Here is a 14432-nt window from a genome sequence, read left to right as displayed (position 1 = left end):
TTATTTTTCAGGAAAAAATTGGGATTTTGTGCTGGCAATGGTGTCGGTATTCGGATCTATTTTAGTGATCCCTGGCGCGGCATTGTCCATATTGAGATCGAGGATCTCACCCGTGGCAATTTGCCCTGAACCACTGGCATAAAAATCAAAATTTTCACACGCGATGGTGACCCTCCCCGAGGGACTCAATTGAAGAACGGACGTACCGCTGATAAGACGGATCCCTTTTGCGGAAGCGATGACCACTTCACCATCGACAATAGACTGTTGATTCCCAAAGACGACATTCTTTTGGTCAGACTGTACTGAGGTCGATTGAGAGCCATGCACTGAAACCGTTTGGTTTTGTAGGATGACTTCTTTGTGGTTGGCCCCCACGGTCGTCGAACGATTATCCCGTACTACCGTATTCATGTCTTTTTGCGCATGAATAAACACTTCCTGCTTACCGTCCTCATCCTCAAAACGTAACTCGTTAAAGCCCTCGCCCTTATGGGTTTGAGTGCGGAACGTGGTGCGTGTTTTGTTCTCAGGAAAACGAATAGGGGGAGCATTGCGGCCATCGTAAGTGCATCCCGTGATAATGGGGCGGTCAATATCCCCGTTCAGGTAACTGACTTGCACAACGGTGCCGATACGGGGCACGGCCGAAAAGCCGTAACCGTTGCCGCTCCATCCCATGGCGACACGCACCCAACAGGAAGCGCTGTGATCGGGCTTGCCGTAGCGATCCCAATGGAAATGCACTTTGACGGCGCCGTACTCATTGACGTAAATCTCTTCCCCCGGCGGCCCCACCACGGTCGCCAATTCATCCCCATCGGCCGTCGGTTTATAACGGTGTGGCGGACGCCACTCCTCACGACCCGGTATAAAGGAGACCGTGTTACTTAATTGCGTTCCTTCGCCCCCGCCATTGTCGGCTAAGGGTTGCACGCCGTGATGGGTGACCGTGATGACTTGCCAACTGTCATTCATCGGGGCGTGTGGGTGATTTTGCAGGGTGAAAATTTTGCCTGGGCGCAAGGCAAAGCAGTTCGTGGTGGCATTGCCCACGCGGCTGCCGCTGCGTAACTGCTCAAAACGGGCTTTGGTCAGGGGCTCCCCTTCGGCATCCAATTGAAAACGCCCGTAACTTTCAAACACACTGTGCTGCCCACCGCCTGCTTGCTGATCTTGGTGCATCAGCGGGTAAGAGGGGCGCACATAGTTGTTGTCTTTTTGGATCAGTTGATCGGGGCACAGATACTCTCCGTACTGCCATGTGGTGGCGGTACTGTCGGTGATATCGGTGTTCGCTTGCGGGTTGTAAGTCAACGAGATCCCCGCGGTCATGCCCATGTGCTCATCACTGTAGAACATCTGATCTTCTTCAAACCAGAAGTTGATCCCTTCCTCAAAGGCTAAGCGACACCAAAAGTCATAGGCGGATTCCCGTTTTTGCGTGGTGTAGGTCCGTTCCGGATGCAGCGCTTCACGGTAAAAAAGACAGTCTGATTTGACGTGCGCTTCATCCAATAACGTCTTTAAAATCGCGGGGGCGTTTTGGTCTTGGAAGATACGGCTGTCCTGATTGAGGGTCATGATCCACATTTCAGGGCGGATATCAAAATGGTACCACGTTTTCACGCCATCGGTATTGCCTTGGACACCGCCCGCAAGAATGCCATTGACGGTGCGCACAATCTGCCCATCCCGTTTGACCGTCAGTGAGGCGGCTTGGCCTAAATGCGTTTGGAATTCAATATAAGGCAACAAACTCACCACATTCAGGCTAAGGTGATATAAGGAAGAGAGCCCTTCGGTGAGGGTAAAATCGGTGACTTGAAAGGTGCCCGCAGGAAATAAGCCGATTTCACAGGTAAACACTAAACCGCTCGGCTCGGCGGTTAACCCTAACGCGCTGCGTAAGGCCGCTTGCGCGGTATCCGGATCGGCAGGGTTGAGCCCCCCTGTCAGCCCGCCGCCGGGGGTCAACATCGCGGCGGGGGCCTGCAACGAGGACGCCGCACTGGCCGCTTGTTGGGCCAAATTGACGGCTTGTTGTGTTCGCGCAGATGCCTTTGACATCGCCGCTTCCTTGGCTTGGTTAATGGCTTCGTCCTTCAGCATCGACGCCAGATCAGGGGATGATTTTTTCGGATCTTTTGAGAACATGGTCAGGCTCCGGGTTAACGGGGAGAGTGCATCACGTTAAAACAGACAAGGACGAGCCCGGGTGAGCTCGTCGAATGAGGCGATTACGCTTCCAGCGGTGCACGCCAGTCGTCAGCACCGGAAGTGCCTGCCACTGTGTGCTCCCAGTCGACCTTACGGTAAGAAAGCGACACTTCGATGAGCTGCGTGTAATCCGCTTTGGCCGGATCTTGGCAGTGTGGCATTTGGCAATCGATGTTGACGATAGTCGCATCGGTCAGCGTGGTGGTGAAGAAGTGCTCTTGCTTCCCTTCAACAGACGTGCGGTACCATTTCAGTTCCACTTTTGGCAGCATTTCACCGGACGCCAGTGCGTTGTACAGCAGAGGGACCGCTTTGTTTAATGCCACCGTAAAACGGAATGGCTTGTGAGCACGTTGGCCTGAAGGTTGACCGGATTGGGGGTCAGTCGGTACGGTCACAATGTGGGAAAACTCTTGCACCAGCATTTGGTCTTCATGACCTTGTACATAGATGTTACCGACGGATTCAGGGGTAAATGCTCCCGCAGTGATGTTGCCCTGCGTTTTACCTTCGATAGAGATATAACATGGAGTTGGCATAATGCGTCCTTTTATTATCCTGAGTTATCATAATAAGTCAGGTGATGAGTAACGATGGTTTATTGCAACAAGAGCAATATATTCCTTGCTCAATATCATTAATATCAGCCAATGCGCACGGTGATTTTGGTTAGGGGGAATGATATATATCGAGGGTAGGGATGTAAATATATCGGAATAGTCCGAACGGCCTAGGATAAGTGACTTAGCGTAAAATAATTGTCATGACGATATTTACTACTTTCGAAATGGCATTTTAGGCGTGAAAACAGAGTGAAGTATTTTCGCTTTTGTTCGTTATTTTGATGAAAAACGCTTAACTATCGAAAATATTAGCAAAAATCTATGTACATTGAGCGAAAAAACGTTCCAGAAAATTCCTAACGTTTAATTGCTTTAACCTATTGTTTTATAAGTGTAAAAAAATATCATCTAAAAACGAGATAAAAGGAACGGAATTTTTTAACGACTGCGATTTTTATCTCTAATAAAGCGAAATAAATTGAGTTATTATTCTGTCATTAAGTATTAAATATTTATAAACAAAGCGTTAGGTTGTTGCTATTGCTTGAGGAGAGTGTTTGGGCGGATATTGCCTATCTCTCCCCTTATTTTTTAATTGATTGATATCTATCACTAATTATTGGGGGAGGTGCACAGTTCGGTTAAAACGGGTTTTTGCTGACGTTATTTTAGTCGTGATAGCGTTGGTGCATGATGGGATATTGGTCATTTTTAGAGGTCAAGCTCTTAAATAATATCAAGAAATGATATTTTATCATGGCAGTAGGAGAGGCGAAGCGCTGAATACCTTTCACCATCCCCTAGCAGTCCGTTGGATCCACGTCAATATTCCACTTCACCTTGCGGCTTTCTGGCTGGCTCTGCAACTCTGGTAAAATTTGAGCGGCAAATTGCTGCAAATAACCTCGTGATGGATGCTGTAAAAGCAGTTGCCAGCGGAAACGCCCGCCACGCTTAGCTTGAATGGCAGGGGTGGGGCCTAAAATCCATAAGCGTGAATCACTGTGTGGATGCTCAGAAATATAGTGACGGACTTTCTGTAAGAACTGCCTTGAATCCTGATTATTGTGATCTTCTGAACGGATTAAAATATGGCTGGAAAAGGGGGGCAACATGGCGATGCGGCGTTCGTCCATCGCTTCACGGGTAAACGCATCATAACCATTTTCTAATAAGGTCTGTAATAGTGGGTGCTCAGGGTGGTGAGTCTGTAAAAATACTTCCCCTTGTTTACCTGCTCGGCCAGCACGACCTGATACTTGTATATAGAGCTGAGCAAAGCGCTCGGCAGCTCTAAAATCACTGGAAAACAGTGCCCCATCGACATCCAGTAAGGCAACTAAGGTGACGTCAGGGAAGTGATGCCCTTTTGCTAGCATTTGTGTGCCAATGAGAATACGCGCGCCACCCGCGTGTACCTCATTCAAATGCTGCTCTAATTCACCCTTGCGGCTAGTAGTATCTCGGTCAATACGCGTAACAGGGACATTGGGGAATAACGTATTGATCCCTTCTTCGAGTTGCTCGGTTCCCATACCCACAGGAACAAGGTGGGTTGAGCCACATTGAGGGCATTGTCGGGGGATAGGTTTTTGGCTATCACAATGGTGGCAGCGTAACTGATGGAATTGTTGGTGCAAGGTATAATAGTGATCACACCGTTGACACTCAGCTATCCAGCCACACTCATGGCAGAGCAACGCAGGTGAATATCCTCGGCGGTTTAGGAAAAGGATCACCTGATTATTTTGTGCGAGGTGATCTTGAATATGTTTAATCAATAAATGGGATAAACCAAACTTTAGTGGCTGCCCTTTTAGGTCGATAAGATGCTGTGTCGCAGGACGTGCATTACCTGCCCGTAATGTTAAGTTTAACTGACGATATTTCTTCTGCTGAACATTATATAAGGTTTCTAAAGAGGGCGTTGCCGTGCCCATAATAATGGGAATATTTTCTTTTTTGGCTCGAAATACAGCAAGGTCACGTGCATGATAACGCCATCCATCTTGCTGTTTATAAGAGCTATCGTGCTCCTCATCAATAATGATGATCCCTAAACGGGAAAACGGGGTAAAAAGTGCGGAGCGTGTGCCAATCACAATTGCGTTGGTACCTTGTTTCGCACGTAACCACACAGCAAGGCGCTCACTATCATTCAAACCTGAATGAAGAACGTCTACGGGGGCATTAAAGCGCTCGCGAAATCGGCTAATGGTCTGTGGCGTTAATCCAATTTCAGGAACGAGTACTAACGCTTGTTTACCCTGAGCGAGAATATTTTCTAATACGCTGAGATACACTTCTGTTTTACCCGAACCAGTGATCCCTGCAAGTAACCAAGGTGAAAAGTGATCATCTTCTGCACGAATGGCCCCAACTGCGGTGGCTTGCTCGCTATTAAGGCGTAAACGCTCGCCACATACGGCAAATTGTGACTGCCATTTTTCGGTGACGGGTTGGACGGGGTAAAGTTCGATATAATCTTTCTTTTTTAGAGTCCGTAACGTATTTTCACTCAATTCAAGTTCACTGACTTGATGACGATACACAGGGCGGCGGCGTAGTAGGGCGAGTGCCTGTTGTTGCTTAGGTGCACCTTTTAAAGTATTTAGGTCACACTCTTGCCCGAGCGGTGTAGCTTGCCATTGCCAAATAGGTGAAAATTCAGCCGGTTTCCCCTGACGTAACAAAATGGGGAGTGCGTGGAACAACACTTCGCCAATAGGGTAATGGTAATATTGTGCAGACCACAGCAATAGCTGCCAGAGGTCATCAGGGAATAAGGTTTCATGATCGAGCACAAGGTCAACGGTTTTTAGCTGATCTTCAGGAAGTTCGCTGCTATGGCTATGATCCACAACAACACCGAGTGCTTGCCGTTTACCAAAAGGCACCAAAACACGGCTGCCAATCGGTGGAATTGGCATGTTATCCGCTAAGCGGTAATCAAATGCGCGGTTTAAAGGAACAGGTAAAGCCACCTGAACGACGATCATAACTGGAATTCCGTCTGGTTTTTGTGCGAGAATAGTTTCATTATTTTGTTAGGGTACCATAAAAACTACGTGGTTTTCATTGCGTGATACAGAGATTTTCTGTATGATCCGCCGCCTTTGGTATCTAATTTTGCCAATAAAACATTTTTAATCAACACGACGTGTGGTGTCCGGCGTTAGGGCTGGAATGGCGACACGGCCTTAATAGAGGTTTTCCCATGAAAAAAGGTATTCATCCTAAATACGAAGAAGTTACTGCAACTTGTTCTTGCGGTAATGTTATGAAAATCAATTCAACTGCAGGTCACTCATTGAACCTGGACGTTTGTGGTAATTGCCACCCGTTCTATACTGGTAAACAGCGTGACGTTGCTACCGGTGGTCGTGTTGATCGCTTTAACAAACGTTTCAGCATCCCAGGCGCGAAGAAGTAATCAAGCCTGTGAAATGCAAAAAAAAGGGAAACTCAGTTTCCCTTTTTTAATGGGGGTAATATGGCTGAAAATCATTTAACGCCTTCCAGCCATTGGGTTCTTACCAGTGATAAGAATAGCCTAAACCTACATTTACACTGTCATGTTTGTAGTCAGTTTGTTGCCAACCGACACTGGTGCGTATTGTTGAGTTTTGGGTAACGTTAATATTGAGCCCTGCAACTGCGTAAGGGTTAACAGTACGCTCATCACCTTTATCGTAGGTATACGCACCGACATAAGGGATGTAACCCGTAAACGCATCACGATCACTATTGAGTTTAATATCTGTACCAATCTTACCATCTACTTGGAATACCTCATTGAGATTATGTTTGATATTCATTCCTAATTGCAGATCGGTACGTTTGTTACCCATACGGGCATATTCTGCTGCAAATTCAGCATTTTTGGTCTCGGTATAGCTGCTACGGCTAATTTTTTTATAGGATAAAGCAACTTCAGGCATTAACCGCGTCTGAGAGGTTAATGGAAGACCATAACCAATACTTAGGCGTGCTTGATAGCCTTTGATGGTTGCATTTCCTTCCCCTGCTTCTGTATTTTTCAATGTATCACGAGTGATACGGACATCTTGATTTAGATATGAAGCGGATAAGTCTGCATATAGACCGTTGTTATTCAGGTTTTGTTGATAGCGAGTGAATAAACCAATAGCCGGGCGGCTATTGTTTCGGGTGTCATAATTATCCGCTAAGGTCGTATTATGAGCAAAATTCACTGCTGCACCGACAGTCCAATTTTCAGCAGGTAAACGTAATGCGCTATACAGACCAGTTGCAACGCGATGATTATCACTTAGGCTATCATATTGAGAGAAAAGACCAACACAGTAGCTACTGTCGCCTAATTGGCAACGGCTATTACTTAAATGATTTAAACTACTTTGATAAAAATCGAGAACTTTAAACCCTCGGTTTGCCGTGCGTGACATTGCATAGCTTGAATGAGTGGCGTCAACGGTCACGATATTCGGTTCAGTTTCTGAACCCTTGATCTTCCAAAGGGTTGCATGGATATCATCTTCATCTGTTTGAGCGGCACCAACAATAATCAAGCCATCTTCGGAAACGGCATATGCCGTTGAGGAGCCTCTATTATCAGATGCTAGAGTGCCTAAACCAACCATCCCTGTACTTTCAGACCAGCGATACGCACTAAGTTCATTGTGATCATTATAGGCTTCGCCAACAATCACAGAACCACTCCCATTCATATCAAGAGCCTCGGAGAATCCAGAGTTATCGGCTTTTAATGAACCAAGGCTAACCATGCCTGTTTTTTCTGTCCAACGGAAAGTTTGTTGTTCATGGGCAAACTCACTATCTGAACTCCCAACCACAACAGAGCCGTCTTTTGAGACAAAATCAGCACTAGACTGACCACTTTTATCCGCTCTAAGTGTACCGAGGCCAATCATGCCTGTGGTTTCTGTCCATCTGAAAGCATTATTTTGATTGTTATCGGTGTCTGAGAAGCCAACGACAACGAGTCCATTTGCAGAAGTCGCATTGGCTGCAGAGTTACCGGAACCATCAGATTTTAAGGTGCCTAACCCCTGCATTCCTGTCTTTTCTGTCCATCTAAAAGCATTCATCGCATTATTGTCAGTGCTTGAATCACCGACAATAGTAGAACCATCCGCAGAGATGCCATTAGGATCGGAACGGCCTGAATTATCGCTTTTTAGTGTCCCTAAGCTACGCATGCCCTTATCTTCAGTCCAGATAAAGGCATTTCCTAAGTGACTGCCATCATTTGTAAATATCTGGCCCGTAATAACGCTTCCGTCATCAGAAACAGCTTGTGCATAGGAGTGTGCATTTGGGGTTAAGCTTTGTATCCCCGTTTTTTCAGTCCATCGAAATGCATTACCTTGCCCATCGTCAGTCTCTGAATAACCGATGATAACTGAACCATTTTTTGATATGCCATTGGTTGATATGCTGCCACTATTATCTGATTTCAGTGTTCCTAAGCTCACCAGACCACTTTTTTCAGTCCAACGGAAAAGATTGTCTCTTTGCGTATCGCTAGCAAGATTCATAACAATGATTTTGCCATCTGCAGAAATATGCAATGCCTCAGAATAAAATCCTTTTCGGTTATCCAAATTTATTTTCTTTTCTATTTCAAGTGGTTTTTCTGCCGCATAACTTTGTGCTGCTAGTAATGAAATACCAATAGCGACAAATGTGCTGATTTTATTTTTTCTCATAATTTATTACGTAATAATAGTAGGAAGTAGAATGAGATAATGAGTTATCAAATTACTTGTTAAGTAAATGTTCTAATATTACCTCGACAATTATTAGCTCATTATAATAGAATGAAAAATAAACAAAACGTTTAATGTTGAGTTTGGGTTTAAATCAAAATAATAAGCTGAATCAGGGTGTTGAATATTGTGTTTTAGGATGTCTATGAAAGAATAGTGCTCAATATAAATATTTTTTTTCTAAAGAAAAGCGTATTTTTTATATAATAGAAATGTAAATAAGAAAAATATTAAATCAGTAATAATGATACTTATCGCTTGTGACTTTGAATTTTAATCTAACAAAGTCATTTTTTTTGTTTTTAATGAGGAACAATTAATTTTAATTTGGAGATTATGAGTAATCTATATTACACCAATATTAGCGTATTGGTTAATACGCTAATTGTCCTATATAGCTATTAATATTTGCGGCAAGGTGCCGGTGCATATTGTGTATCCGCAGGGAACGGATTAGCGTCACATAATGGTAAGGTTTCGCGCACTTCAAAAAAAGCGATACCGATAACGCCAATATTTCGTTCATCGCCTTGTACGTTTTGATTCACGTAGGATGATTCAGGCGCTGCAAAACGAAATGCGGCAACTTGGTTGTTATTCTTGCGAAAACCTTCAATGGTCAGTTTTTTGCCTGGTCGAATTAAATAACCATTATTTTGGTAAGAACCTGCTTGCCCATTGAGGACATCAAGGCCGTCGACCGTTGTCACTACCTCATAAGTTTTATTTCTATCGCTATTTAGGATCCGCAATGTATAGCGCATACCCTCAGTGGCTGGCAGTTTATATTGCCCTTGGGAATTGCGGTAAATTGGCATTGGTTGCCCATACTCATTGATTACTGCGACAGAGAGAGGAAATACCTTGATATAAGGTTGGGTGTAAGCATGATTTGGTACGCGTTCACCTTGATAATAAATAGTGACAGTATCATAGGGTTGATTCGTCATGCGAGTGGCTGTCACACCTTGGACGGAAGAGCGGATATCTTCACCCCATTGTGTACCCAATGTTTTTGCACTGGATGTAGATTGTGCTTCATATGCCACATCTGAGCGAGAGTCTACCACTTGTCGTGGATAAGAAGAGCAGCCAGTAGTGACCAACAAAGCGGCACCGAATAACGTCGCAGTAGCTTGAAAATAGGAGCTCATGACTTTAATCCTTACGTATTTTATTTTCTATGGAAGAAGCACGTAAAGTGTAAATAAGCACAAAAAATAAAGCTTGAAGGAAAGTCTGAAATAGAAATAAATAGGAATAATTCCCCTTATCTTAGTGATTGATCACTCTTCGCCAATTAAGACGAATAAGATAAGGGGATAGCGTTTAGTATTCCCAAGTTTCTGGGTCAATACCTAATTCACGCATAATCTCTTTTGCAGCCTCAGGAATTTCATCACTGCGCTCTTTACGCAAATCTTCATCATTTGGCAGCGGCTGTCCAGTGAAGGCATGCAAGAAAGCTTCACACAGTAATTCACTGTTCGTTGCATGACGCAAGTTATTGATTTGTCTACGAGTGCGCTCATCAGTTAAAATTTTCAGCACTTTTAATGGGATAGAGACTGTAATTTTTTTAACTTGCTCACTTTTTTTGCCATGCTCAGCATACGGACTGATATATTCACCGTTCCATTCAGCCATGAGTTACCTTGGTTAGTTTCATCAATAATAAAAAAATAATATGCCCGTCATCTTTCAAAGAACAAATATGAATAATCTCAGATCTCAAACCGACATATAAGTTAGTATACGCATCACATAAATTATCATAATTTCTGTTTTAAATTAATGCGTTAATTTACATTGCGCAAATTACAATCAATTTACGCATAATCATTAGGGATGATTATTCCATTACTTGATATAAACGTAAAGAGGTTTAGACGTCTAGATATATTGACGTCCAAACATCCAGTGGGTATTATTTGACTCACCGTCAATCAGGAGAAGCGTTTATGGCCCTCAAACCGTCGACTATCGCTATTCACAATGGATTAAATGAAGACTCGCAGTTTGGCTGCGTCGTGCCCCCTATTTACCTATCGAGTACTTATAATTTTACCGGCTTTAATGAGCCTCGAGTTCATGACTATTCGCGTAGAGGTAATCCTGGGCGCGATATTGTGCAAAGGACACTTGCACAACTTGAAGGCGGCAGCGGTGCGGTAATGACCAACAGCGGAATGTCGGCATTACATCTTTTATGCACTGTTTTTCTGCAACCGGGTGATCTCTTGGTAGCCCCACATGATTGTTATGGGGGGAGCTATCGTTTATTTAATAGCCAGCACCAACGGGGAGCCTATCAGGTTCAGTTTATTAATCAAAATAACCGATCAGAGCTTCTTGCGGCGTTAGCGAAAAAGCCGAAGTTAGTCTTAATTGAAACACCAAGTAACCCACTATTAAGTATTTATGATATTGAGCAGATTGCACGATTAGCGCATGATGCAGGGGCGTTTGTTGTTGTAGATAACACGTTTTTAAGCCCTGTCTTACAACAACCTATCGCGTTAGGTGCCGATTTTGTGGTGCATTCTTGTACAAAATATCTTAATGGTCATTCAGATATTATTGCGGGGGCAGTGATTGCCAAAGAGGAAAAATGGGCCATAGAATTAGCATGGTGGGCGAATAATATTGGCGTCACTGGTGGGGCATTTGATAGTTATCTGTTGTTAAGAGGAATGAGAACGCTGTCACCCAGAATTAAGCAGCAGCAGGCGAACGCCCAAGAAATCGTCAATTATCTTAAAGCCCAACCGTTGGTGAAAAAGTTATATTATCCTGGGTTAGCAGATCATATCGGCCATGATCTTGCTGTGAAACAGCAAAAAGGTTTTGGGGCGATGTTGAGTTTTGAATTTAATGGCGATGAACAACAGTTACGTCGGTTTTTGAGTACACTGTCATTATTTACACTTGCTGAGTCATTAGGTGGTGTTGAAACGCTTATTTCGCATACTGCCACCATGACACATGCAGGTATGTCGGCGGAGGCTCGGGCGGCAGCAGGGATCACAGATAGTTTATTGCGCATTTCTGTGGGCATCGAAGATAGCCAAGATCTCATTGCAGATTTAGACAATGCATTTAGGATAGCAGCACAACGTTAGTGGAGTATTTGATGAGTGTACTGACAGCAGTCGAGGCGGGGCCATGCCATCGCCAGTTACATAAGTTTGGGGGTAGTAGTTTAGCCGATGTAAAATGTTATCAGCGAGTTGCCAACATTATGGCGAATTATAGCCAATCTGGTGACTTAATGGTCGTGTCCGCCGCTGGAAGTACAACAAATCAGCTTATTAATTGGTTGAAATTGAGTCAAAGTGATCGCATTTCGGCTCATCAAGTTCAACAATATTTACGTCGCTATCAGCAAGAATTGATCCATGGGCTATTGCCTGAAGAAAAAGCAGAACAATTAAATCGCCAGTTTGTTGAAGATCTCGAACGCTTAAGCGCTTTGTTAGATAAACCTATTAATGATGCTTCTTACGCTGAAGTGGTCGGTCATGGTGAAATTTGGTCTGCTCGTCTCATGTCGGCAGTATTAGAAGAGGCGGGTATGCAAAGTGCTTGGCTTGATGCACGTATGTTTTTACGTGCAGAAAGAGCGGCTCAGCCTCAGGTCGATGAATCGCAATCACGCCATTTATTACAACAGATTTTAGTGCAATATCCTCAGCATCGCCTTGTTGTTACAGGGTTTATTTCTCGTAACCATGCGGGAGAGACTGTTCTACTAGGGCGTAATGGGAGCGATTACTCTGCAACACAAGTCGGCGCATTAGCAGGGGTCGAGAAAGTCACCATTTGGAGTGATGTGGCGGGGGTTTACAGTGCGGATCCTCGTAAAATCAAAGACGCATGTTTACTGCCATTGTTGCGGCTGGATGAGGCAAGTGAGTTGGCTCGTCTTGCTGCGCCGGTGCTGCACACTCGCACGTTGCAACCCGTTTCCGTCAGTAATATCGATCTACAGTTAAGATGTAGCTATCAGCCTGAGCAGGGTTCGACAAAGATTGAGCGTGTTTTGGCTTCAGGAACAGGTGCTAAAATAGTCACTAGCCATGATGATGTTTGCCTAATTGAGTTAAGGCTGGCACAGGGGCGCGATTTTAATCAGATATATAAAGATATCGACTTATTATTAAAACGTACTCAGTTACGGCCACTGGCTCATGGCATCCACTCAGATAGAAACTTATTACAGTTCTGCTATACCTCTGAAGTGGTTGAAAGTGCACTGAATGTTTTAGAAGAAGCTGGGTTACCGGGCACCTTATCACTTCGTGAAGGTTTTTCATTAGTTGCATTGGTGGGGGCTGGGGTGTGCAAGAACCCACTGCATAGCCATCGTTTCTATGAGGAGTTAAAAGATCAACCTGTCGAGTTTGTTTGGCACTCAGAAGAGGGGATCAGCCTCGTCGCAGTATTGCGTTCAAACCAGACCGACCCTTTAATTCAAGGTATGCACCAAAGCCTCTTCCGTGCTGAAAAACGCATTGGCTTAGTCTTGTTTGGGAAGGGCAATATTGGTGCGCGTTGGTTGGAGCTTTTTGCTGCCGAGCAACCAAATATCTCGGCACGCAGTGATTTTGATTTTGTCCTAGCAGGGGTAGTCGATAGCCGCCGTAGTTTACTGAATTATCAAGGCATTGATCCAAGCCGAGCACTCGCTTTCTTTGATGATGAAGCTGTCGAGCATGAAGATGATAATCTATTTTTATGGATGCGCGCCCATCCATATGATGATCTAGTCGTGCTTGATGTGACCGCGAGCGAATCTCTTGCTGAAAGCTATGTGGATTTTGCCAGCTATGGGTTCCATGTCATCAGTGCGAACAAAATTGCGGGAGCCGCACAGACCCAACAATATCGTCAAATACGTGATGCTTTTACGAAAACTGGCCGCCATTGGTTATATAACGCGACAGTTGGGGCTGGGTTACCTATTAACTATACGGTACGTGACCTGAAAGAGAGTGGTGATGCCATCTTAGCGATAAGTGGTATTTTCTCAGGGACGTTATCGTGGCTGTTTTTACAATTCGATGGCTCAGTGCCGTTTAGTGAATTAGTGGAACAAGCATGGCAGCAAGGTTTGACGGAGCCAGATCCCCGCATTGACCTTTCAGGGCAAGATGTGATGCGTAAATTGATCATCTTAGCGCGTGAAGCAGGTTATGAAATTGAGCCGAGTGATGTGCGTGTTGAATCATTAGTACCTGCCCAAGCAGAGTCTGGCTCTTTGGATGAGTTCTTTGAAAATAGTGCAGTTATCAATGAGCAGATGCAGCAACGTTTAGAAGCGGCTCAAGAAATGGGAATGGTGTTGCGTTATGTTGCACGGTTTGATGCGGTAAAAGGGCGTGCTCGGGTTGGTGTAGAGGCAGTTAAGCCTGATCATCCACTGTCATCGCTGCTGCCGGGTGATAATGTGTTTGCTATTGAAAGTCGTTGGTATCGTGATAATCCATTAGTCATACGGGGGCCCGGCGCTGGTCGTGATGTTACCGCGGGGGCGATCCAATCCGACCTTAATCGCCTTTCACAACTACTTTAATTTCGTTTAAAGATAGGCATCGGCGACGGTGCCTATCTACCGCTTAATTTTTTCCTCTTTATTTTTTGCCTTTTTGTTCTGATGATTTAAATCTTAAGCAAGATTCATGTCTTAAAAGTGCTGAATCGACAATATATTGCGCTAAAACAAGACTTAAATAAGAAAAACTAATAAGAATGAGGGTGTAATTAAATTTCAGAAAAATCCCCCAAAGCGCTTTTTTTCTGATATCTATATAGAGGCAAGGGTAAAATTTGGCGATTGCATCACAAAACAATAATTCTATCGCAGTTGGTTGAAATT

At 44.3% G+C, this 14432-nt stretch carries 9 protein-coding genes; 3 read left to right on the top strand and 6 right to left on the bottom strand.

Annotated features, from left to right (window positions below; all coding sequences use genetic code 11):
- The 3 genes from I3B46_RS20965 to priA all read right to left on the bottom strand — a co-directional run bounded on the left by I3B46_RS20965 (position 1) and on the right by priA (position 5782).
- Positions 1-2157 (bottom strand): type VI secretion system Vgr family protein, encoded by a 2157-nt coding sequence (locus tag I3B46_RS20965; RefSeq protein WP_163762209.1) that lies wholly within the window; start codon positions 2155-2157, stop codon positions 1-3.
- Positions 2158-2240: 83 nt separating this feature from the next.
- Positions 2241-2759: an Hcp family type VI secretion system effector gene (locus I3B46_RS20960; RefSeq protein ID WP_004924610.1), complete on the bottom strand. Its 519-nt coding sequence runs from the start codon at positions 2757-2759 to the stop codon at positions 2241-2243.
- An 824-nt stretch (positions 2760-3583) separates the two neighbouring features.
- Positions 3584-5782 carry a primosomal protein N' gene (gene priA / locus I3B46_RS20955; protein WP_004924606.1) on the bottom strand — a complete coding sequence of 733 codons (2199 nt, stop codon included), beginning with the start codon at positions 5780-5782 and terminating at the stop codon, positions 3584-3586.
- Positions 5783-6000: 218 nt separating this feature from the next.
- Between priA and rpmE the strand changes: the two genes are divergently transcribed.
- The gene (gene rpmE, locus I3B46_RS20950; protein WP_004924604.1) at positions 6001-6216 is read left to right on the top strand and encodes a 50S ribosomal protein L31; all 216 of its coding nucleotides are present in this window, start codon (positions 6001-6003) and stop codon (positions 6214-6216) included.
- A 100-nt stretch (positions 6217-6316) separates the two neighbouring features.
- Here the strand turns inward: rpmE and I3B46_RS20945 are convergent, their stop codons facing one another.
- The 3 genes from I3B46_RS20945 to metJ form a co-directional block, all read right to left on the bottom strand.
- The gene (locus I3B46_RS20945; RefSeq protein ID WP_163762208.1) at positions 6317-8494 is read right to left on the bottom strand and encodes an autotransporter domain-containing protein; all 2178 of its coding nucleotides are present in this window, start codon (positions 8492-8494) and stop codon (positions 6317-6319) included.
- A gap of 461 nt (positions 8495-8955) precedes the next feature.
- Positions 8956-9708, bottom strand: coding sequence for a hypothetical protein (locus I3B46_RS20940; RefSeq protein ID WP_004924598.1), 753 nt, complete (start codon positions 9706-9708; stop codon positions 8956-8958).
- Positions 9709-9883: 175 nt separating this feature from the next.
- Entirely contained in the window at positions 9884-10201 is a 318-nt protein-coding gene (gene metJ, locus I3B46_RS20935) for a met regulon transcriptional regulator MetJ (protein WP_004924597.1), read from the bottom strand.
- A 314-nt stretch (positions 10202-10515) separates the two neighbouring features.
- Between metJ and metB the strand changes: the two genes are divergently transcribed.
- Together metB and I3B46_RS20925 are read left to right on the top strand one after the other, a co-directional pair.
- A complete protein-coding gene (gene metB / locus I3B46_RS20930; RefSeq protein WP_014657255.1) occupies positions 10516-11676 on the top strand; it encodes a cystathionine gamma-synthase in 1161 nt (386 codons plus the stop codon).
- An 11-nt stretch (positions 11677-11687) separates the two neighbouring features.
- The gene (locus I3B46_RS20925) at positions 11688-14129 is read left to right on the top strand and encodes a bifunctional aspartate kinase/homoserine dehydrogenase II (RefSeq protein ID WP_042117148.1); all 2442 of its coding nucleotides are present in this window, start codon (positions 11688-11690) and stop codon (positions 14127-14129) included.
- Positions 14130-14432 lie beyond the last annotated feature (303 nt).

It is taken from the genome of Providencia sp. 2.29 (assembly GCF_015832305.1).
GTDB classification, from domain to species: Bacteria; Pseudomonadota; Gammaproteobacteria; order Enterobacterales; family Enterobacteriaceae; genus Providencia; species Providencia stuartii.
The sequence above is the reverse complement of the archived record's forward strand: the minus strand, read 5'-3'. Positions and strand labels throughout refer to the sequence as shown.